This is a genomic window from Inquilinus limosus (genome assembly GCF_051487185.1).
In the GTDB taxonomy this organism is placed as follows: Bacteria; Pseudomonadota; Alphaproteobacteria; order DSM-16000; family Inquilinaceae; genus Inquilinus; species Inquilinus limosus_F.
In genome coordinates, this window is sequence record NZ_JAHVDK010000017.1 from 62,959 (window position 1) to 83,805 (window position 20,847).

Genomic DNA, 20,847 nt, shown 5'->3' on the forward strand with positions numbered 1-20,847 from the left:
ACCGATGCGGGCAATTCCTCCTCCTCCACGTGCCGAGCAGTATGTCTATCTGCCGCCAAAGGCCGAGGGCGCGAACCCGGCCGTGCTGCGCGCCAGCACGCGCGGGCCGATGCTCGCCGGCATCGTCGTGACGGCGATCCTGATCGCGGCCTTCGGCGGCTGGGCGTCGACCGCTCCGCTCGCGTCCGGGGCGGTGGCGCCCGGCGTGATCAGCCCCGACGGCAGCCGCAAGACCATCCAGCATCTCGAAGGCGGGATCATCAGCGAGATCATGGTCCGCGACGGCGACGTCGTCGAGGTCGGCGCCCCCCTCGTGATATTGGAGGATACGCGGGCGCGTGCCGCCTATGAGATGCAGTTGAAGCAGTATCAGGGTCTCAGGGCCGCGGAAGCGCGCCTGACGGCAGAGCGGCTCGGTCGCGACGGAATCGATTTCCCGCAGGACCTGCTCGCCGCTTCGGGCGAAGCGGAGGTCCGGGAGATTCTGGAGGTGCAGCAACAGCTGTTTGCGACCCGGCGCGAGGCCCTGGTTCTGCGCAAGCAGGTCCTGCAGCAGCGGATCCGCCAGGTTCGAGACCAGATCCGCGGTCTGGAGGCACAGCTTGCCAGCTCAGTGCAACGCCTCGAGATCGTCGAGGACGAGTTGGCGGGCAAGGAAATCCTGTTCGAGAAGGCCCTGATTCCGAAGCCGCAGGTGCTGGCGGTGCGGCGGGCACGCGAGGAGATCGCAGGCGACCGGGGCGAATACCAGGCCGCCATCGCCCAGAGCGAGCAGAAGATCGGTGAGACGGAGCTCGAACTCGTGGCGCTCGATGCGGAACGCGCCGACGAGGTCGCAACCGAGATCGACAGGGTCCGCGGGGAACTGGCCACGCTGCGGGAGCAACTCAGGGCCAGTGAGGACACGCTCAAGCGCACGGTGATCACGGCTCCGGTCAGCGGCACGGTCGTGGGCCTGCGCATGAAGACCCGGGGCGGGGTGATTCAGCAGGGCGAACCCATCCTCGATATCGTGCCGGCCGAGGATGACCTGTTGATCGACGCCCGCGTGACGCCGACCGACATCGACGTCGTCCATCCCGGTCTTCTGGCGCAGGTGCACCTTTCGGCCTTCCGGAGCCGCAACCTGCCGCAGATCGAAGGCAAGGTCCGCTCGGTTTCAGCTGATAGCCTGCGCGATGAGAAGACAGGCATGTCCTACTATCTCGCCCGAGTTGAGGTCGACCGCGAGAGCCTCGCTGAGTTGGGCACGGACGTGCAGCTCGTGCCCGGCATGCCGGCCGAGGTTTTGATCGTGACCGGCGAGCGTACGCTCATGGGCTATCTCTTACAGCCTTTGCGCGACGTCTTCCGGCGCAGCCTGCGAGAGAGCTGATATTCCGTCCTCAGATCCCGGTGCAAGCGGGATGGCTCCCCGCATCGCCTCTGTCCCGCAGCATCTGTGATTGCGGCCGGGATCTCAGCGTGTCTGCGGTTCTTGAAGCCGGTTGGCGACCCCTACGGGATTCGAACCCGTGTTACCGCCGTGAAAGGGCGATGTCCTAGGCCTCTAGACGAAGGGGTCGGCGCGGCGCAGAGACCTAACGGCAGCGGGCAGGGAAATCAAGCGCTTTCCGCCCAGAGCGGCGCCACGTCGTCGATGAACAGCTGCACCCGCGTGTTGCCGTTCCAGCGGTCGAGCCTGAGCGTGCCGGCGACATGCAGCAGCGCGTCGCGGCGCAACAGCGCCTGGCCCACCGGCTGGTCGGCGCAGCGGAAGGCGATCGCCCGCAGCCGCCCGCCATCCGGCCCGACCAGGGTGCAGGCGACATGGCCGCCGCCGACCACCGAGGCCGCCACCACCCGCACCCGCGGCAGGGCGAAGCGCGGTTCCGGGTTGCCAGCGCCGTAGGGACCCAGCCGGCACAGCGTCTCGGCCAGCTCGACCGTCGCCGCCTCGACCACCAGCGTGCCGTCGAGCTCGACCACCGGCACCATCGGCTCGTCGGTCTGGCCGTCGATGTGATCGGCCAGGAAGCTGCGCAGCTCGGCCAGCCGCTCCTGCCCCACGGTGAAGCCCGCCGCCATGCGGTGCCCGCCGCCGGAGAGCAGGAGCCCGGCCTGGCGCGCCGCGATCACCGCGGCGCCGAGATCGACGCCGGGCACCGAGCGGCCGGAGGCCTTGCCGATGCCGCCCTCGAGCCCGACCACGCAGGACGGGCGGCCGTAGCGCTCGCGCAGCCGGCCGGCGACGATGCCGACCACGCCCGGGTGCCAGCCTTCGCCCGCCACCAGGATCACCGGCCCGGCCTGCCCCGCCTCGACCTGGGCGATGGCGGCCGTCATCACATCGGCCTCGACCGTCTTGCGGTCGACATTGTGCTCGTCCAGCAGCGCCGCGATCCGCGCCGCCTCGGCCCGGTCCTCGGTGGCGAGCAGCCGGGCGCCGAGATCGGCCCGGCCGATGCGGCCGCCGGCATTGATCCGCGGCCCCAGGATGTAGCCTGCGTGATAGGCGTCGACCGTCTCGGTCACCCGCGCCACGTCGGCCAGCGCGGCGAGGCCGATATTGCGGCGCTGCGCCATCACCTTCAGCCCCTGCCCCACCAGGGCCCGGTTGAGCCCGGTCAGCGGGACCACGTCGCAGATCGTACCCAGCGCCACCAGGTCGAGCAGCGCCAGCAGGTCCGGCTCCGCCCGGCCGGCGAAGAAGCCCGCCTTGCGCAGCGTCCGGTTCAGCGCCACGACGGCGAGGAAGGTCACGCCGCAGGCGGCGAGCTGGCCGAGGCCCGGATCCTGGTCCAGCCGGTTCGGGTTGACCACCGCCACCACCTTGGGCAGGCGCGGCTCGGCCGTGTGATGGTCGAGCACGACGACGTCGAGGCCGTTCGCCGAAGCCCCCTCCAGCGCGTCGAAGGCGGTGGTGCCGCAATCGACCGTGACCACGAGGCCGGCGCCGCCGGCGCGCAGCTTCTCCAGCGCCTGGGCGTTCGGGCCGTAGCCCTCGGCGATGCGGTCGGGGATGTGGATCTGCGGTTCGACCCCGAGCCCGCGCAGAGTGCGCACCAGCAGCGCGGTCGAGGTGGCGCCGTCGACATCGTAGTCGCCGAACACCGCGATGCCCTCGCCGCCCGTCACCGCCCGGGCGATGCGCTCGGCGGCGCGGTCCATGTCACGCAGCACCGACGGATCGGGCAGCAACGCCCGAAGCGTCGGACTGAGGAAGGCGGGCGCGTCGTCGAGGCCGACGCCGCGCGCCGCCAGCACCCGGGCGACCAGCTCCGGCAGGGCATGACGTTGGGAGAGGGCCAGCGCCAGCCGGTCGTCGGCGGCGCGGCCGATCCAGCGCGCGCCCTTGGCGGAGCATTCGACGCCGAACAGCGTCGGCGCGCTCACCGCCCCTTCACCATCGCGCCCTCCTCGGCCGCCGCCCCCGTCGGCCATCCGCCGGTCTCCTACCGGTCGACGAACTCGAACCCGGACTTGCGGCCGAAATCGTGCCGCGCCTCGATGGTGCGGACCGTGCCGCTCTTCGACCGCATCACGATCGAATGGGTCACGGCGCCGCCTGCGAAACGGCGCACGCCGCGCAGCATCGGGCCGGTGGTGACGCCGGTCGCGGCGAACATCACGTCGCCGCCGGCCAGGTCCATCAGCCCGTAGACGCGGGTGAAGTCCTCGACGCCCTGGCGCTTGGCCCGCTCGCGCTCGTCGTCGTTGCGGAACAGCAGGCGCCCCTGCATCTGGCCGCCGATGCAGCGCAGCGCCGCAGCGGCCAGCACGCCCTCCGGCGCGCCGCCGGTGCCGAGATACATGTCGACGCCGCTCTCGGGCTGGGCCGTGGCGATGACGCCGGAGACGTCGCCGTCGGAGATCAGCATGATCCGGGCGCCGGCCTCGCGGATCCGGGCGATCAGCTCCTGGTGCCGCGGCCGGTCGAGCACGCAGACCACGAGGTCGGAGACCTCGACGCGCTTGGCCAGGGCCAGCGCCTTCAGGTTCTGCGCCGGGCTGGCGTCGATGTCGATCAGGTCGTGCGGCAGGTCGCCGCCGACCGCGATCTTGTCCATGTAGACGTCGGGCGCCTTGAGGAAGCCGCCCTTGTTGGCCATGGCGATCACCGCCAGCGCGTTCGGGCCACCCTTGGCGGTGATGGTGGTGCCCTCCAGCGGGTCGAGGGCGATGTCGATCTCAGGCCCCTCGCCGGTGCCGACCCGCTCGCCGATATAGAGCATCGGCGCCTCGTCGCGCTCGCCCTCGCCGATCACCACCTCGCCGTCGATGGCGAGGCTGTTCAGCGCCTGGCGCATCGCGTCGACCGCCGCCTGGTCGGCTTGGCGCTCATCGCCACGGCCCATCAGCCGCGACGCGGAGAGGGCAGCGGCTTCCGTCACCCGCACCGCCTCGAGCGCGAGGTTGCGGTCCATCACCTGGGACTTGGCTTCCGGCCGTTTCATCGTCTCTAGGTCCTCTTCGGGCTCGTAGCCGCCGGAACCCGCCCCCGCGGCTGCGGGACGACGCGGCGGCTACTTCTCAACGACGGGTGTACCGGCTTTCGACGCCAGCCGGTACCGGGAATGATCACAGATCCTCGATTCGGATGACATGGGGCGGCTCGAGAACCGCGTCCAAGGCGTCGAGCGCGGCCAGCAGCCGGGTCATCGCCGCCTCGTCGGTCTCGTGGGTGATGATCACGACGGGCACCGCGTCGCCGGGCGACCGGCCGCGCTGCAGCAGGCTCTCGACCGAGATCTGCTGGTCGCGCATCGCCGCGGCCACGTCGGCGATCACGCCCGGCCGGTCGACCACCATCAGCCGCAGGTAGTAGGCGCCGCGGCGATGGTCCATCAGCGCCACGGCGGCGCGCTCCAGCCGCGCGGCCGGGGCGCCGAGCGTCGGCACCTTGAAGCCGCGGGCCAGGTCGACCAGGTCGGCGACCACGGCCGAGGCGGTCGGGCCGGCGCCGGCGCCACGGCCGGTCATCATCACCTGGCCGACGAAGTCGCCCTGCGCCACCACGGCGTTGAACACGCCCTCGACATGGGCGATCGGCGACGCCTCGGCCACCATGCAGGGATGGACGCGCAGCGATAGCCCCTCCGGCGTGCGCCGGGCGATGCCCAGCAGCTTGATGCGGTAGCCCAGCTCCTGCGCATAGGCGATGTCGAGCGCCGAGACCTTGCGGATGCCCTCGATGTGCAGGTCGTCGAACGCGATCCGGGCGTTGAAGGCCAGCGCCGCCAGAACCGCCAGCTTGTGCGCGGTATCGATGCCGTCGACGTCGAAGCTGGGATCGGCCTCGGCATAGCCGAGCTTCTGCGCCTCGGCCAGCACCTCGGCGAATTCCCGGCCGGTCGTCCGCATCTCGGTCAGGATATAGTTGCAGGTACCGTTCAGGATGCCGAACACGCCGTCGATGCGGTTGCCGGCCAGCCCCTCGCGCAGCCCCTTGATCGCCGGGATGCCGCCGGCCACCGCGGACTCGAAGGCCAGGACCACGCCGGCCTCCTCGGCCCGTTCGGCGAGTGCGGCCCCATGCATGGCCAGCAGCGCCTTGTTGCCGGTGACGACGTGCTTGCCATGGGCGATCGCGGCCTCGCACACCGCCTTGGCGATGCCGTCGGAGCCGCCGATCAGCTCGACCACCACGTCGATCTCGGGGTCGGCCGCCAGCGCCACCGCATCGTCGTACCAGCGCACCCCGTCCAGCGGCACGCCGCGGTCGCGGTGGCGGTCGCGGGCCGAGACGGCAGCGACGACGATGCGCCGGCCCGCGCGCTGGGCCAGCAGGTCGGCATGGGCCTGCAGCAGACGCAGCACGCCGCCGCCGACGGTGCCGAGGCCGGCAATTCCAATGCGAAGAATCGGGGTCACGAGACGGCCTTCAGGCTGACCGGCTGCGGGTCGTTGCGGCGCCGGCTGAGGAAAGTCTTGATGTTCTTGCAGGCCTGGCGGATCCGCTGGTGGTTCTCGACCAGCGCGATGCGGACATGGCCGTCGCCGTATTCGCCGAAGCCGACTCCCGGCGCCACCGCCACCCCGGCCTCCTCCAGGAGCAGCTTGGAGAAGGCGAGCGAGCCCAGATGGGCGAAGGCCTCCGGGATCTGCGCCCAGACGAACATGCTGGCCTCCGGCTTCTCCACCGGCCAGCCGGCGGCGCGCAGCCCCTCGACCAACGTGTCGCGGCGCAGCCGGTAGCGCGCCCGCATCTCGTCGACGAAGTCCTGCGGCCCGTTGATCGCCGCCGTCGCCGCCACCTGCAGCGGCGTGAAGGCGCCGTAGTCGACATAGGACTTCACCCGCGCCAGCGCCGCGATCAGCCGCTTGTTGCCGGCGGCGAAGCCGATGCGCCAGCCGGCCATGGAATAGGTCTTGCTCAACGAGGTGAACTCGACCGCGATCTCGCGCGCCTCGGGGATCGCCAGGATCGAGGGCGGCGGCGCCGTGTCGAAATAGATCTCGGCATAGGCCAGGTCGGACAGGACCCAGATGCCGTGCTGGCGGCAGAACTCCACGATCGGCCGGTAGAAGTCGAGATCCACCACCTCGGCCGTCGGGTTCGAAGGGTAGTTCAGCACCAACGCCGTCGGCTTCGGCACGCTGTGCCGCACCGCCCGCTCCAGCACCTCCATGAAGTTCGCGCCCGGCGTGATCGGCAGCGACCGGATGGCGGCGCCGGCGATGATGAAGCCGAACATGTGGATCGGATAGCTCGGGTTCGGCACCAGGATGATGTCGCCGGGGCTGGTGATCGCCTGGGCCAGGTTGGCCAGACCCTCCTTCGACCCGATGGTGACGATGAGCTCGCTCTCGGGGTCGAGTTCGACCCCGAAGCGGCGCTGGTAATAGGCGGCCTGGGCCCGGCGCAGCCCGGGGATGCCGCGCGAGGTCGAGTAGCCGTGGCTGCGCGGGTTCTGCGCCGCCTCGGCCAGCTTCTCGATCACATGCCGGGGCGGCGGCCCGTCCGGGTTGCCCATGCCGAGGTCGATGATGTCCTCTCCCCGTGCCCGCGCCGCCGCCTTCATCGCGTTCACCTCGGCGAACACATAGGGCGGCAGGCGCTTGATTCGGTGAAAGTCCTGGTCGGTCATCGACATGTCCCCCCGACGCCCGTCGGGGCGTCCGGTGCGTGGCTTAGTTGGCGAGAAAGATTTCGACGCGGGCGGCCTGGCCATCGGTGATGTTCGGCCGGGTGTCGGCCGCACCGCCGGTGACGATTCGGGCCGGGTCGACGCCGGCGGCGCGCAGCGCCGCGGCCACCGCCTCGGCCCGCGCCTTGGCCTGGGCCGCGCCGTCGCCGGCGCCGTAGCCGACTACCCGCAGCTTCGGGCTCTGCGCCGTCTTGGCGATGTTCTCGATGGTGCTGTTGGCCGAGGCCGGCAGGGTCGCGCTGCCGCCCTCGAACTTGACCGAGCCGGCGAGGCGGTTGTTGAAGCTGAAGGCCGGCTTCGACTCCTCCGCCGGGGCTGGCGCCGCGGCCTGCTGGCCGGCCGTCCGGCTGCCGAAGCTGAGCGCGCCGGGGGCGCCCGAGGCGGCGCGGTCGGCCTCGAGCTGGCTGCGCACCTCGGCCTGCTGCTCCGGCGTTGGCAGGTCGGTCGGCCGCTCCGGCACGTTGCCGAGATTGGGGTAGCTCTGTGGCGAGGCCGGGCGCGGCATCGCCTCCATCGCCGCGGGCGCCTGGGTGTTGCGGCGCTGGCCGAAGGACAGCGGCGCCACCGTGCCGGTCGGCTGCTGCTGTTGCGCCTGCTGCTGCGCCGCGGCCTGCTGCTGCGCCGCCTGCTGCTGGGCCTCGAAGGCGGCCCGGCGCTGCTGCTCGATCTGCGCCCGGCGCTGCTGCTGCGCCGTCTGCTGCTGGGCCCGGGCCTGCTGCATCGCCGCGCGGTCGGCATCGGTCTGGGCCAGGACCGGCAGCGTGTAGGTCCGGGTGTCGGCCGATTGCGGCGCGCCCAGGGGGCCGCCGACGCTGGGCACCGGCGCTGGCTCGGCCGGGCCGAGCGGCGTGACCTCGGCGGTCTCGGCCTTGGGCACGGAGGCCTGGACGTCGCCCGCATAGGGCGTGCTGTCGAAGATGCGGCCGCCGCAGCCTGCGAGGGCGAGGCCGAGGACGGCGGCGGTGACGGCGCCACGGGCCGGAAGGCCGGCGCGGGCGGGGGCGATCGGGAAGGAACCGGTGCGACGCATGGGCACGTGCCTAGCACACTTCGTTGAAAGGGTGGACTGGAAAGAGGATGCCCATGCAAAGTGGCAGATCAGCGGCGTTCTGCGCCTGGAACCCTGCCCCGGGGCAGGCGCCGCGGCACAGAGGGACAGCCGCCCATGACCGAGCGCGCCCGCGCAGGATCCGATCGGACGAAACCCGGCACGCCGGAGCCGGAGGCCGCGCCGCCGGCAGACCCGGCCGAGCTGGCCCGCCGCATGGTCGAGATCGCCGAACGCAGCGCCCGGCTGGTCACGGCGTTCCTGGAGAAGCAGCGCGGCGGGGCGCCGGAGCTCGACCCGCTCAACATTGGCTCGGCCTTCCTCGCCATGACCACGCGGCTGATGGCCGACCCGTCCCGGCTGCTGCAGGCCCAGATGTCGCTGTGGCAGGACTATGCGACGCTGTGGAGCCGCACCGCCCAGCGGCTCCTGGGCCAGGAGGCGGAGCCGGTGGTGACGGCGGAGAAGAGCGACAAGCGCTTCAAGGACCCGGCCTGGAGCGAGGTCGCCGTCTTCGACTTCATCAAGCAGTCCTATCTCCTGACCGCGCGCTGGCTGCAAGGGTCGGTGCGCGAGGTCGAGGGGCTGGACGCCAAGACGGCGAAGAAGGTCGACTTCTACACCCGGCAGTTCATCGACGCGATGGCGCCGTCCAACTTCGTCGCCACCAATCCGGAGGTGCTGCGCAGCACGCTGGAATCGCGCGGCGAGAACCTGGTGCGCGGCCTCGAGAACATGCTGGCGGATCTGGAGCGCGGCCGGGGCGAGCTCGCCATCAGCATGACCGATCGCAGCGCCTTCGAGATCGGCCGAAACATCGCCCTGACGCCGGGCAAGGTGATGTTCGAGACCGATCTGATGCAGCTGATCCAGTACGATCCGGCCACCGAGACGGTGGCGCGGCGGCCGCTGCTGATCATCCCGCCCTGGATCAACAAATACTACATCCTCGACCTGAAGCCGCAGAACAGCCTGATCCGCTGGGCGGTGGAGCAGGGCCACACCGTCTTCGTCGTCTCCTGGGTCAACCCGGATGCGCAGCTCGCGGGCAAGAGCTTTGCCGACTACATGCTGGAAGGGCCGCTGGCGGCGCTGGGCGCGATCGAGCAGGCGACCGGCGAGCGCGAGGTCAACGCGATCGGCTATTGCCTGGGCGGCACGCTGCTGGCCTGCACCCTGGCTTGGATGGCAGCCAAGGGCGAAGACGACCGGGTCAAGAGCGCGACCTATCTGACGACGCTGACCGACTTCTCCGAGCCCGGCGAGCTCGGCATCTTCGTCGACGAGGAGCAGCTGCGGACGATCGAGGCGCGGATGGCCGAGAAGGGCTATCTCGAAGGCTCGGCCATGGCGACGACCTTCAATCTCTTGCGCGCCAACGACCTGATCTGGTCCTTCGTCGTCAACAACTACCTTCTCGGCAAGGATCCCTTCCCCTTCGACCTCCTGTACTGGAACAGCGACGCGACCCGGATGCCGGCCGCGATGCACAGCTTCTATCTGCGCAACATGTATCAGGAGAACCGGCTGGCGCGGCCGGGCGGGATCACGCTGGCCGGCGTGCCGATCGACCTGACCACGATCAAGACCCCGACCTTCATGCTGTCGACCCGCGACGACCATATCGCGCCCTGGGCCTCGACCTATGCCGCGACCCAGCTGTTCGGCGGGCCAGTGCGCTTCTGCCTCAGCGCCTCGGGCCACATCGCCGGGGTGGTCAATCCGCCGGCGGCGAAGAAGTACTGCCATTGGGTCAACACCCGCACGCCGAAGAGCCCTGACGCCTGGCTGAAGGGGGCGCAGCAGGTCGAGGGCTCCTGGTGGCCGGAATGGCAGAAATGGATCGCTCGCCACGCCGGCGGCCAGGTCCCGGCCCGCCGCCCCGGCGACGGCAAGCTTCGCCCGATCGAGGACGCGCCGGGACGGTACGTGCGCGCGACGTAGAGGTCCGGCCTCCCCACCCACAATTGTCATCGCGAGCCCCGCAGGGGCGTGGCGATCCAGGCGGCACCGGCCTCTGGATCGCCACGTCGCTTCGCTCCTCGCGATGACGGTCTTGAAACAGAGCGGCGGCTCACGCCGCCAGATCGTCCACCCGCGCATAGTCCCGGCGCAGCTCGGCCAGGCGGTCGCCGGGCAGCACCCGGTCGAGATGGATCTCCGGCCGCGCCGGGGCGGCGGCGATGATGACGCGGTAGAGATGGGTCCACAGCCCGGCGCCGCGATGCACCACGGCGTAGAGGATCTCGCGCCGGCCGGGGTCGCGCGGGCCGGGACAGGGGCGTTCGTCCAGCCGCTCGACCGTGTCCTCGGGGCCGGCGAGCGGGATCTCGGCGGAACGGGATAGAGACATGAAAAACCCTCCTTCGCGATGGCGAGGAGGGCTGACGCGCGGCTTGACGACCCGTTTGGTTGCCGGTCCGGCCGCATCGCCCCTCTCGCGAGGGGCCACCACCTTGCCCGGGACGGCAGGTTGGCGTGGGCGTCAGCCCAGCTCTGGATGCAGGGCCCGATGTAGCGCGCGGCGAGGCGCGGCGCAAGGGAGATGAGTCCCGGCCTCTTGCCTCCGCCCCCCGGATCGTCCGACCCTGGCCCTTCCTCCAGCGGCGAGCCACCGATGCCCGATCCCTCCCCTGCCCGCCCCTCCCACGTGCCCGACCTGTTCGCGCGGCCCGCCGCCTATGACCGCTTCACCCGGGCCGAATGGGCGGCGCTGCGGGCGTCGACGCCGATGACCTTGTCCGACGCCGACCTGGCGGAGCTGCGCGGCCTCAACGAGCCGGTGTCGCTGGCCGAGGTCGCCGACATCCTGCTGCCGCTGTCGCGCCTTCTGAACCTGCAGGTCGCCGCTGCCCGCGCGCTGGACGGGGTGCAGGACGCCTTCCTCGGCCGGCCCGGCCCGCCGCCGCCCTACATCATCGGCATCGCCGGCAGCGTCGCCGTGGGCAAGAGCACCTTCGCCCGCCTGCTGCGCGTCCTGCTGTCGCGCTGGCCCGACCACCCGCGGGTCGAGCTGGTGACCACCGACGGCTTCCTCTGGCCCCGGACGGTGCTGGAGGAGCGCGGGCTGATGCGCCGCAAGGGCTTCCCGGAAAGCTACGACCTGCGCCGGATGATCGGCTTCCTGTCGGCCGTGAAGTCCGGCCGGCCGGAGGTGGAAGCCCCGGTCTACTCCCACCTCGCCTACGACATCCTGCCCGGGCGGAAGCAGGTGATCCGGCAGCCGGATATCCTGATCTTCGAGGGGCTGAACGTGCTGCAGGCCCCGGCCGGCGCCTCGGTCGTCACCTCCGATTTCTTCGACTTCTCGGTCTATGTCGACGCCGAGGAGGAGGACATCGCCCGCTGGTTCGTGGAGCGCCGTCTGCTGCTGCAGCGCACCGCCTTCCAGCAGCCCTCCTCCTATTTCCACCATCAGCGCGACCTGCCGGAGACCGAGGCCCGCCGCGTCGCCCGCGAGATCTGGGACGAGATCAACGGCGTGAATCTGCGCCAGAACATCCTGCCCACCCGGCAGCGCGCCCGGCTGGTGCTGCACAAGGCGGCCGATCATTCGGTCGACGCCGTCGCCCTGCGCCGGATGTAGCCATGGACCTGCCGCCCATCGGACAGCGCCTCGGATCGGGCAAGGAGGCCGAGGTCTTCGACGCCGGCGCCCTGGTGGTCAAGCTCTATAGGGAGACGGCGACTGCGCCGAAGCGGGCGGCGTTCCGCGAGGCGGCGATCCTGGCGCAGGTCGAATCGCTCGGGCTGCCGGTGCCCTCGGCCCGGGGAGTCGGACAGATCGACGGCCGCTGGGGGATCGCCATGACCCGCGCCGAGGGGCTGTCCTTCGCCGACGCCATGCAGCGCCGGCCTGAGGAGGTGTCTGTCTATCTGCAGCGGATGGTCCGGCTGCAGATGGACATCCACAGCCATCCGGGGACGCATCTCGGCAGCCTGAAGATCCGGCTGGCGGCGAATATCGGCCGGGCCGGGACGCTCGGCGAGCCGCTGAAGCGCCGGCTGCTGGACCGCCTGGCCGCGCTGCCGGAGGGCGACCGGCTCTGCCATGGCGACTTCCGCCCGTGGAACATTCTGGGACCGCCGGGGCGGGAGGTGGTGGTCGATTGGCTGGACGCCTGCGCCGGCAATCCGGCGGCCGATGTCTGCCGGTCCTGGGCCCTGATCCGGCCGGTCGCGCCGGACCTCGCCGCCGCCTATGTCGAGGCCTATGCCGCGGCCGCGGGCGAGAGCCGGGACCGGATCTTCGCCTGGCTGCCCGTCGTCGCCGCCCGGCTGGCCGAAGGCGTGCCCGACCAGGCCGAGGCGCTGCTGGCGATGGCGGAGGCGGGATCTTCACTATAGGGCCGGAATTCCCCCTCACCCTCCCGTTGCTGTCGCAACGGGCCCCTCCCTCTCCCCGGGGAGAGGGGAGAAGAGCTGCGCCCCCATACCTCTCCTCGGGGAGAGGTCGAAATCGCGTCAGCGATTTCGGGTGAGGGGTGGCTCCGGCCCCGCCAATTCATTCGGTGATGCGCCCTACCCAATCCACGCCGCGCTGATCTTGGCGTAGCCGCCGTCGTGCAGGCGCAGATGCAGCCACTGGTCGACGAAGGCCTTGAACACCTCGTCGCCCTGCGGCAGCAGATAGGCCTTCTCGGCGAAGGTGAAGGGCTGGTCCGGATGCACCGCGCACAGGCCGGGGCGCAGCTTCTGCTGCAGCCGGGTCTCGGTGGCGTCGGTGATCATCAGGTCGGCACGGCCGGCCAGGATCTCGTCGAAGATCTTGGTGTTGTCCGGGAACACCGTGATCTTCGCCGACTTCATCGTCTCGCGCGCGAAGCTCTCATTGGTGCCGCCGGGATTGACCACCAGGGTGACGTCCGGCTTGTCGATCTGCTCCACCGTCTGGAACTTCTCGACATTCTCGCAGCGGGTGATCGGGGTCTTGCCGTCGACCAGGTAGGGAATGCTGAAGAAGGCCTGCTTCTGCCGCGGCAGGGTGACGCTGATGCCGCCCATGGCGATATCGCAGGCGCCGCCGGTGAAGTCCGCCAGCAGCGTCTTCCAGCTGGTCTTCACGAACTCCGCCTTCACCCCGAGCGCGGCCGCGAGGTCGCGGGCCATGTCGATGTCGATGCCCTCGAACTCGCCCTTGGCCGGGTCGAGATAGGTGAAGGGCTTGTAGTCGCCGGTGGTGCAGACCTTCAGCACCCCGGCCTTGGTCACGGCGTCGAGCCGGCCGTCGGGCTCCGCCGCGATCGCGGCGGCGGGCAGGACGAGCAGCAAAGCGGCGGCGGCGAGCAGGCGCATGGAACCTCCCTGTTTTCGAGTCGGCGGCGATCTTAGTCGGACATATGCGCCGCCACCAACAGGGTCGTCCCGGCCGGCCGCCGCCGCTAGGATCGTGCCATGAAGTTGATCGCCTACACCATCGGCGGGGCGCCCCCCGAGATCCGGCCGGCCCCGGCCACGCGCGACTGGATGTCGGCGACGCCGGAGGGCTTCGCCTATCGCTGCCTGCCGCTGAACATCGCCAACGCCCATGGTTGGGAGATCCTGTGCCCGCGCCCGATCCGGGCCTGGTGGGACGGCGGCACGGCGCCGGACTCGGTGCGGGTCGAGGCCGACGGAGAAGGTCCGCACCCGGCGCTCGGCCATTTCGGCAGCGGTATCCTGACCTTCCACGTGCCGCTGCTCTTGCGCACCGAGCCGGGCGCGAATCTCTGGGTCTCCGGCCCGACCAACGCGCCGAAGGACGGCATCGCGCCACTGACCGGCGTGGTCGAGACGGACTGGTCGCCCTACGGCTTCACCATGAACTGGCGCTTCACCCGGCCGAACCACATGGTCGAGTTCGCGGCCGGCGAGCCCTTCTGCCTGTTCTTCCCCCTGGCGCGCGACGCGGTGGAGGCCGTGGAGCCGGAGTTCCGGCCCTTGTCCGACGACCCGGAGCTGGAGGCGCGCTACTGGGCCTTCCACCGGGGCCGCGCCGACTTCCTGGCCGACCTCGCCGTGCCCGGCACCGAGGCCAATGAGGCGAAGTGGCAGAAGGGCTACTACCGCGGCCTCGCCCCCGACGGCACGCCTGCGCCGCAGCACCAGACCAAGCTGCGGCTGAAGCCGTTCAGGGTGGAGTGATCCCTTTCCGTCATTGCGAGGAGGCGAAGCCGACGAAGCAATCCAGGGGCCAGGCGCCGATGGCTAGGACGGCACCGCTGGATTGCTTCGCTACGCTCGCAATGACGAAGAGGAAGCATCAGGCGTCGGCTCTCTTCTCCGCCGCCACCGCCCCCGCCTCATCCCCCGCCAGCCGCAAGGCGCGGGCGGTCAGGCGCCAGTTGAAGGGGCTGCCAGGCTTGGCCGCGGTGCGTTCCGCCGCCAGGGCACGGGCCCGATCGGCCTGCCCGCCGCGCAGCGCCGCCTCGACCAGGGTCAGATTCAGCACGTCGCGCTGGGCGTGGCTGCCGCCGAAGCGGTGCGCCACCGCCCGCACTGCCGCCAGCAGCTCGACCGCCATCCCGTAGTCGCCGGCGCCGAAGGCGCGCAGCGCCCGGCACACCGGCAGCCCCACCTCGGCCGTCATCGCCGCGTTGGTGCCGCCAGCCGCGACGCGCCGGGCCTGGGCCGCCAGCAGCCTTTCGGCATCGGCGTCACGGCCGGTGGCGACGAAGGCCATCATCGCGTGCATGTCGTTGAAGGCGTAGTAGCCGTCCTCGGCCATCGGCGCCCAGGTGTCGGCGAGGTCGGCCCAGCGGGCGCCGCCCCCCTCCCCGACATCCACGCCGCGCAGATAGAGGCGCCACAACAGGGCCGTGGCGTCCAGCGTCTCCAGCGCCAGGGCCGAGGGCTGCGGCCGGATCGCCTCGTCGTAGAGCCGCAGCACCGTGCCGGTCTCGCCCAGGTCGAGATGGTAGAGCGCCAGATGCCACCAGTTGTGGAAGGCGAACATGTTGTCCGGCGCCCAGTCGCCGGTGCGGCCGGTCAGCCAGCCGATGCCCTCCGGCAGCCGGCCTTCCATCTCCATGACATGGGCGACGGCGTGGATCGCCCAGGGGTCACGCGGCTGCAGCGCCACGGCGCGGCGGCCGGTGGCCTCGGCGGCGCGGTAGTCGCCCGTCTCCTCCAGGCCGAAGGCGTGCATGCCGAGGACATAGCCGTAGCCCGGCACCTCTTCGTCCCAGCCCGGCAGCGCCCGGGCGATGCGGTCGCGCAGCAGCTGCGTGTGGCCGAGATAGAAGTCGCCGAGATGGGCGGCCTGCAGCGCCAGCCCGTCGCGCGGCCAGGCCTCGGTCACCCGGCCCCAGGCATCGACCGCGCCGGCGAAGTCGCCGTCCAGCCAGGCGCGCAGCGCCGCGATATGACCGCGCTCGCGCTCATTCGCCCCGGCCGCCAGCGCCTCCGCCGCCTCGACGCTCTGGCGCAGCGGCGCCTCGGCCGCCTTCTCGGTCGCCAGCGCCATCAGCGTGCCGCGCAGGCAATGGCCCATGACGAAGCCCGGATCCTCGGCCAGCGCCGCCTCGATCTCCGCCAGCGGATCGCGGAAATAGCTGTGCAGCTTCTCGGCCGCCGCCTCATAGCGGTCGAGCGCGGCACGGCTCCGGGTGGAGACCGGAACGCCGCGGCTGTCGGTGAGGCCCATGGCCGGATCCTCCTCCTCGTCCGGATCAGGATACCCGAAGCTCTGAAACGGCGAAGCCCCCGTCCGGTCGGCGGGGGCTTCGGTGCTTTTCCTTGCGGCTGTAGAGCTTGCCGGACGGGACGATCTTGTGGCCGAGCCGGCGGGCGATCAGCGCATGCGGATCGCGCCGCTTCGGCCCGGCCTTGGGCACGGGCTTCTTCATCTGCCTCTCCTTTCGGGCTGGGCCGCCGTCATATGGCGCTTCGCCGGTCCGGCGCAAGGCCGCGCTTCCGATCCAGAGAAATATCCGGAAATGCGAAACATCTGGTGCCGGAAAGACGTTCATGCCACGAGTAGGCTCCAACGAACGCCGCCGAGGACCGCTCGAGAACCGGGTCCCAGCAGAACCGAGGCATCCCATTTCCCGTACAGACGTTTCCCCTGTACCGGCCCGTCCGGGCTGGTCCGCGCGCGTCTCGCGTCTCCGGAAGCAGTGGCGCCGCCGCGGCCGCCATCATCTCGCCGCGGCCGCGCAGGCGGTGCCCCTCTATGCCCTCTACGGGCTGATGCGGGCGCTGCCGCTCGATGTCGCCTCCGGCCTCGGTGGCTGGGTCGGCCGCACCCTCGGGCCGCGCCTCGGCGCCTCGCGCCGGGCCGACGCCAATCTGCGGCTGGTGATGCCGGAACTGTCGGAGGGGGAGCGTCGGCGCGTGATCCGCGGCATGTGGGACAATCTCGGCCGGGTGATCGCCGAGTTCCCGCATCTTGGCCGGCTGCGCCGCAGCGAGGCCCGGCGCCCCCGCCGCATCCAGGTCGAAGGGATCGAGCATTTCCTGGCCGCCCGCGACGGCGGCCGCGGGGTGGTGATGGCGATCGGCCATTTCGGGAATTGGGAGGTCGGGGCCGCGGTCGCCGCCAATCACGGCGTGCCCTTCACCGCCATCGCCCGGCCGCCGAAGAACCCGCTGGTCGGCTGGCTGCTGCACCGCATCCGCAGCTCCGTCGGCACCATCCTCTTGGAGAAGCGGATGGAGGGGGCCGACGCCAAGCGCGCCCTGTCGGTGCTGCGCGCCGGTGGGGTGCTGGGGATGATGGTCGACCAGCGCTACAATGGCGGGCTGAAGGTGCCGTTCATGGGCCATGACGCCATGACCTCGCCCGGCGCCGTTGCCATGGCCTATCACCTGGGCTGCGCCGTGATCCCGGTCAGGATCGAGCGGCTGGCCGGCGCCCGCTACCGCGCGGTGTTCGAGCCGCCGCTGGCGTTGCCGCGCACCGGCGACCGCAAGGCCGATATCGAGGCGGCGACGATCGCCCTCAACGGCGTGGTCGAGGGCTGGGTCCGCGGCCGCCCCGAGCAGTGGCTGTGGCTGCACAAGCGCTGGATGATGCCGCGCCCGCGCAAGTTGCGGCAGCGTGTTCTGGCCTACAAGGCCAGCCTGGCTGCGGTCAACGACGAATCCTAGAGCGCCGTCCCCGCGTCCAGCACCACGTTGGCGCGGTATTCGACGCCGAGGGCGACGTAGCCCTCCGCCAGCTTGCGGTGGTGCTCGTGCTCCTCGTCGGTCAGGGCGCGCACGAAGCGGGCCGGGCTGCCGGCCCAGAGCTGGCCGGCCGGCACCCGCTTGCCGGGGGTCAGCAACGCCCCGGCCGCGACCATGCCGCCGCTCTCGACCACCGCCAGGTCCATGACGCAGGCCTTCATGCCGACGAAGCTGCGGTTCTCCAGCGTGCAGGCGTGGATCAGCGCCATATGGCCGATGGTGACGTCGTCGCCGATATGGGTCGGCCCGTCCGCCGAGGCGACATGGATCACCGTGCCGTCCTGGATGTTGGTGCGGGCGCCGATGCGGATCGGCTGCATGTCGCCGCGGATGACGCAGCCGAACCAGACGCTGGTGCCGGGTCCGATTTCGACGTCGCCGATCACCACGGCGCCGGGCGCGATGAAGGCGTCCGGCGCGATCCGCGGCTGCTTGTCGCGATAGGGTAGGATCACCGCGCCGGCGGGCATCGGATCAGGCCGCCGCCGGCCGGGCCGGCAGCAGCCCCGCGGTGGGCTCCAGCCCCAGCGCCAGGTTCAGGTTCTGCACCGCCGCGCCCGACGCGCCCTTGCCGAGATTGTCGAGCTGAGCGACCAGCAGCGCCTGCTCCGCCTTGGCGTTGGCGAAGACGAACAGGCGCAGCTGATTGGTGCCGTTCAGCGCCTCGGGCTCCAGCTCCGCCATCGCCTCGGCATCGGTCAGCGGCGCGATGGTGACGAAGGGCTGGCCCTGATAATGCTCGGCCAGCGCCGCGTGCAGATCAGCGGCCGAGGGCCGCTTCGGCAGCGACCACAGCGGCAGCGGCAGCGACACCAGCATGCCCTGGGCGAAGCGCCCGACCGAGGGCACGAAGATCGGCGGGCGCGCCAGGCCGGACCAGCGCTGCAGCTCCGGCACGTGCTTGTGCGCCAGCTTCAGCCCGTAGAGGTAGAAGGGCGCGCCCTTGTGCTCGGTCTCGTAGCGGGCGATCAGGCTCTTGCCACCGCCGGTATAGCCGCTGACGGCGTTGACGGTGACCGGATAATCCGCCGGCACCAGGCCGCGATCGACCAGCGGCCGCAGCAGGGCGATGCCGCCGGTCGGGTAGCAGCCGGGGTTGGAGATGCGCTTGGACGCCGCCACCGCCTCGGCCTGGCCCGGCGCCAGCTCCGCGAAACCGTAGGTCCAGCCTTCCGCCGTGCGATGCGCGGTCGAGGCGTCGATCACCCGCACCGCCGGATTCTCGATCATCGCCACCGCCTCGCGCGCGGCGTCGTCGGGCAGGCACAGGATCGCGGCGTCGACCGCGTTCAGCACCCGGCGGCGCGCCGCCGGGTCCTTGCGCTCCGCGTCGGCCAGGCTGACGATCTCGACATCGGCGCGGCCGGCCAGACGGTCGCGGATCTGCAGCCCCGTCGTTCCAGCCTCGCCATCGATGAACACCGTCGCCGGCATCGCCTTGCCCTCAATCAGGATCAGTCAGCGATGACTTAACACATCCGGGGCCGCGGCCGAACCGGCAACGCGGTCATGGCGGATATTTGCGGGAGGATGGTTGAAGACGAGGCGGCCTGCTTTGTCCGGCCATTCCCTCCCCTGTCATTGCCGGGCTTGACCCGGCAATCCAGTGGGCGTCGACACCCTCTGGATGCCCGGGTCAAGCCCGGGCATGACAGCAATGGGGGCTGCCATCCCAGCCTCAGCCTGCCTTGAGCTCTCTCAACACCGTAGCGATGCGGTCCAGCGCCACCGGCGCGTGCTCATAGCCATGGGTGATGCGCAGATGGTGCTCGGCGCCGAGATGCAGCCCGGGCGCCACCAGCACCGAGGCGCGGCGGCGGATCGCGTCGGCGACCGCGACCGAGGGCAGGTCCAGATGGTAGCGGACGAAGCCGAGCGCGGTGGCCGCGGGCGGCACCGCCGAGACCAGATCGGCATGAGCGCCGATCCAGCGCTCCAGCCCCTCCCAGCCGCGGCGCGACAGCTCGCGCTGCCGGGCCAGGAGGCGGGCCCGGGTCGCCGGCTCCAGCGCCAGCTCGGCCAGCAGCATCGACGGGCCGGCGGTGGCGATGACGACATATTCGTGCCGGCGCCACGCCGCCTCGACCAGCTCCTTCGGGCCCACGAGCCAGCCGACGCGCAGCCCGGCCAGGCCATAGGCCTTGGACAGGCTGCCGACCACCACCGTGCGCTCATAGTGAGTCGAAGAGTTTGGGCCGCCCCAGAAGCTCGGCGTCTCCTCCTCGGCCAGCCGCTCGGTGCCGCGATAGACCTCGTCGACATGCAGCCAGGCGCCGGTCTTGGCGGCGATGGCGGTGATCCGCGCCGCCTCCTCCGCGGTCAGGATGCTGCCGGTCGGGTTGTTCGGGTTGACGATCGCGATCATCCGGGTGCGCGGCCCGACCGCGGCCTGCAGCGCGTCGAGGTCCGGCCGCCAGCCCTCCTCCGGCCGCAGCGGGAAGCTCTTCACCGTACAGCCCAGATTGCGGGCGATCCCCCAGATCTGGCGGTAGCCCGGCTCCATCACCACCACCTCGTCGCCCGGCGACAGCAGGGCCTGGCACAGAATCTGGTTCGCCTCGGACGCGCCGGCCGTGACCAGCACCTGGTCGGCCGCGGCGTCCGCGTAGAGCCCGGCGATCCGCGCCCGCAGCGCCTCGGTGCCGTTCACCTGCGGATAGAACAGCACCTGATCGAGCAGCCGGTCGACCGCCTCCGGCCCCAGAACCTCGCGCACCGGGGCGCAGCGCACGGAACTGTCGGCCAGGTTGTACTCGACCGTGTGCTCCCACTCCGACTGCCATTGCTCGAGCTCGAAGGGCTGGAAGGCCATCGCCGCGTCTCCGGAATCTGTCGCCATTCCTCATGCAATATATTACATCTCAATCAGCAACAAGCTGTGAGTGACGGCCGATGACATCGTCGCAGGAGGTGCTGCAGCGGATCGCCCGGCGGCTGCGGCAGGAGCGCCAGGCCCTTGGCCTGACCCAGGCGGCGCTGGCCGAGCGCAGCGGCGTGTCGCCGCGCATGCTGGCGCTGATCGAGAAGGCGGAGACCAATCCCAGCATCGCCACGCTGGCGGAGATCGCGGCGGCGCTCGGCCTGGACTTCGCCGATCTGTTCGGCGGCGGCGACACCGCCCCGGCGCAGGTGATCCCGCCCGAGGACTTCGCCACGGTGTGGCAGTCCCCGGCCGGCAGCGCCCGCCTCCTCACCTCCGGCGGCCGGGCCGAGCTGTGGGACTGGGCGCTGGTGGCCGGCGCCTGCTACGACGCCACCCCCGATCCGGCCGGGACGGTCGAGCTGATTCTGGTGCTGGAGGGGACGCTGGTGCTGGAGGTGGACGGCGCCGCCCTCGCCGCCCCCGCCGGCCATGCGCTGCGCCTGGCCAGCGACCGGTCCTATGCCTACCGGGCGGAGGGCGGGCCGGTGCGTTTCGTCAGGGTGGTGAGCCCGGGCGGGCGCTGAGTCAATCCGCCCCACCTGAGAAAGTATGCTTGCCTCGTTCCGCTTCGGCCTGCACAGTGCCGCCCGCGGACTCAC

Annotated in this window: 19 protein-coding genes, 1 tRNA gene and 1 riboswitch; of the genes, 7 read left to right on the forward strand and 13 right to left on the reverse strand. The window is 71.2% G+C overall.

Translation table 11 applies throughout. The annotated features are described in order from the left end of the window. Positions 1–4: 4 nt before the first annotated feature. Positions 5–1,375 carry an HlyD family type I secretion periplasmic adaptor subunit gene (locus tag KXR53_RS19795; protein WP_437376986.1) on the forward strand — a complete coding sequence of 457 codons (1,371 nt, stop codon included), beginning with the start codon at positions 5–7 and terminating at the stop codon, positions 1,373–1,375. Between the two features lie 113 nt (positions 1,376–1,488). Here the strand turns inward: KXR53_RS19795 and KXR53_RS19800 are convergent. The 6 genes from KXR53_RS19800 to KXR53_RS19825 form a co-directional block, all read right to left on the reverse strand. Beyond that, a tRNA-Glu gene (locus KXR53_RS19800) sits at positions 1,489–1,564 on the reverse strand. Positions 1,565–1,602: 38 nt separating this feature from the next. After that, positions 1,603–3,423, reverse strand: a complete 1,821-nt coding sequence (gene recJ, locus KXR53_RS19805; protein WP_437376987.1) for a single-stranded-DNA-specific exonuclease RecJ — start codon at positions 3,421–3,423, stop codon at positions 1,603–1,605. 11 nt (positions 3,424–3,434) lie between these two features. After that, positions 3,435–4,406: a class II fructose-bisphosphatase gene (gene glpX, locus KXR53_RS19810; protein WP_437377084.1), complete on the reverse strand. Its 972-nt coding sequence runs from the start codon at positions 4,404–4,406 to the stop codon at positions 3,435–3,437. A gap of 154 nt (positions 4,407–4,560) precedes the next feature. Further along, positions 4,561–5,853 carry a homoserine dehydrogenase gene (locus tag KXR53_RS19815; RefSeq protein ID WP_437376988.1) on the reverse strand — a complete coding sequence of 431 codons (1,293 nt, stop codon included), beginning with the start codon at positions 5,851–5,853 and terminating at the stop codon, positions 4,561–4,563. Then, complete coding sequence (locus tag KXR53_RS19820; RefSeq protein WP_437376989.1) at positions 5,850–7,070, reverse strand: LL-diaminopimelate aminotransferase; 1,221 nt, start codon at positions 7,068–7,070, stop codon at positions 5,850–5,852. Before KXR53_RS19820 ends, KXR53_RS19815 begins: the two co-directional genes overlap by 4 nt. A gap of 43 nt (positions 7,071–7,113) precedes the next feature. Beyond that, a complete protein-coding gene (locus KXR53_RS19825; protein WP_437376990.1) occupies positions 7,114–8,160 on the reverse strand; it encodes an OmpA family protein in 1,047 nt (348 codons plus the stop codon). A 234-nt stretch (positions 8,161–8,394) separates the two neighbouring features. Between KXR53_RS19825 and phaC the strand changes: the two genes are divergently transcribed. Continuing rightward, positions 8,395–10,122, forward strand: a complete 1,728-nt coding sequence (gene phaC, locus KXR53_RS19830; RefSeq protein ID WP_437377085.1) for a class I poly(R)-hydroxyalkanoic acid synthase — start codon at positions 8,395–8,397, stop codon at positions 10,120–10,122. Between the two features lie 130 nt (positions 10,123–10,252). Here phaC and KXR53_RS19835 read toward each other — a convergent pair whose 3' ends face one another. Further along, complete coding sequence (locus KXR53_RS19835) at positions 10,253–10,531, reverse strand: hypothetical protein (RefSeq protein ID WP_437376991.1); 279 nt, start codon at positions 10,529–10,531, stop codon at positions 10,253–10,255. 45 nt (positions 10,532–10,576) lie between these two features. Then, a riboswitch (SAM-I-IV-variant riboswitch) is annotated at positions 10,577–10,687 on the reverse strand. A 108-nt stretch (positions 10,688–10,795) separates the two neighbouring features. Here KXR53_RS19835 and coaA point away from each other — a divergent pair. Together coaA and KXR53_RS19845 are read left to right on the forward strand one after the other, a co-directional pair. Further along, complete coding sequence (gene coaA / locus KXR53_RS19840; protein WP_437376992.1) at positions 10,796–11,764, forward strand: type I pantothenate kinase; 969 nt, start codon at positions 10,796–10,798, stop codon at positions 11,762–11,764. 2 nt (positions 11,765–11,766) lie between these two features. Beyond that, entirely contained in the window at positions 11,767–12,525 is a 759-nt protein-coding gene (locus tag KXR53_RS19845; RefSeq protein WP_437376993.1) for a phosphotransferase family protein, read from the forward strand. A gap of 174 nt (positions 12,526–12,699) precedes the next feature. On the opposite strand, the gene KXR53_RS19850 is transcribed toward KXR53_RS19845, so the two are convergent. Then, the gene (locus KXR53_RS19850) at positions 12,700–13,473 is read right to left on the reverse strand and encodes a transporter substrate-binding domain-containing protein (RefSeq protein ID WP_437376994.1); all 774 of its coding nucleotides are present in this window, start codon (positions 13,471–13,473) and stop codon (positions 12,700–12,702) included. Between the two features lie 99 nt (positions 13,474–13,572). Between KXR53_RS19850 and KXR53_RS19855 the strand changes: the two genes are divergently transcribed. Next, entirely contained in the window at positions 13,573–14,301 is a 729-nt protein-coding gene (locus KXR53_RS19855) for a DUF6065 family protein (RefSeq protein ID WP_437376995.1), read from the forward strand. Positions 14,302–14,419: 118 nt separating this feature from the next. On the opposite strand, the gene KXR53_RS19860 is transcribed toward KXR53_RS19855, so the two are convergent. Then, a complete protein-coding gene (locus tag KXR53_RS19860; RefSeq protein WP_437376996.1) occupies positions 14,420–15,802 on the reverse strand; it encodes a tetratricopeptide repeat protein in 1,383 nt (460 codons plus the stop codon). 25 nt (positions 15,803–15,827) lie between these two features. Beyond that, complete coding sequence (locus KXR53_RS19865; RefSeq protein WP_437376997.1) at positions 15,828–16,004, reverse strand: hypothetical protein; 177 nt, start codon at positions 16,002–16,004, stop codon at positions 15,828–15,830. 316 nt (positions 16,005–16,320) lie between these two features. On the opposite strand from KXR53_RS19865, the gene KXR53_RS19870 reads away from it, so the two are divergent. Continuing rightward, the gene (locus KXR53_RS19870) at positions 16,321–17,247 is read left to right on the forward strand and encodes a lysophospholipid acyltransferase family protein (RefSeq protein WP_437376998.1); all 927 of its coding nucleotides are present in this window, start codon (positions 16,321–16,323) and stop codon (positions 17,245–17,247) included. On the opposite strand, the gene KXR53_RS19875 is transcribed toward KXR53_RS19870, so the two are convergent. The 3 genes from KXR53_RS19875 to KXR53_RS19885 all read right to left on the reverse strand — a co-directional run bounded on the left by KXR53_RS19875 (position 17,244) and on the right by KXR53_RS19885 (position 20,137). Beyond that, positions 17,244–17,795 (reverse strand): gamma carbonic anhydrase family protein, encoded by a 552-nt coding sequence (locus KXR53_RS19875; RefSeq protein WP_437376999.1) that lies wholly within the window; start codon positions 17,793–17,795, stop codon positions 17,244–17,246. The two genes, KXR53_RS19870 and KXR53_RS19875, sit on opposite strands and share 4 nt — an antisense overlap. A gap of 4 nt (positions 17,796–17,799) precedes the next feature. Next, a complete protein-coding gene (gene argC, locus KXR53_RS19880; protein WP_437377000.1) occupies positions 17,800–18,759 on the reverse strand; it encodes an N-acetyl-gamma-glutamyl-phosphate reductase in 960 nt (319 codons plus the stop codon). Positions 18,760–19,003: 244 nt separating this feature from the next. Next, the gene (locus KXR53_RS19885; RefSeq protein ID WP_437377001.1) at positions 19,004–20,137 is read right to left on the reverse strand and encodes an aminotransferase class I/II-fold pyridoxal phosphate-dependent enzyme; all 1,134 of its coding nucleotides are present in this window, start codon (positions 20,135–20,137) and stop codon (positions 19,004–19,006) included. A gap of 80 nt (positions 20,138–20,217) precedes the next feature. Between KXR53_RS19885 and KXR53_RS19890 the strand changes: the two genes are divergently transcribed. Beyond that, a complete protein-coding gene (locus KXR53_RS19890) occupies positions 20,218–20,772 on the forward strand; it encodes a helix-turn-helix domain-containing protein (protein ID WP_437377002.1) in 555 nt (184 codons plus the stop codon). Positions 20,773–20,847 lie beyond the last annotated feature (75 nt).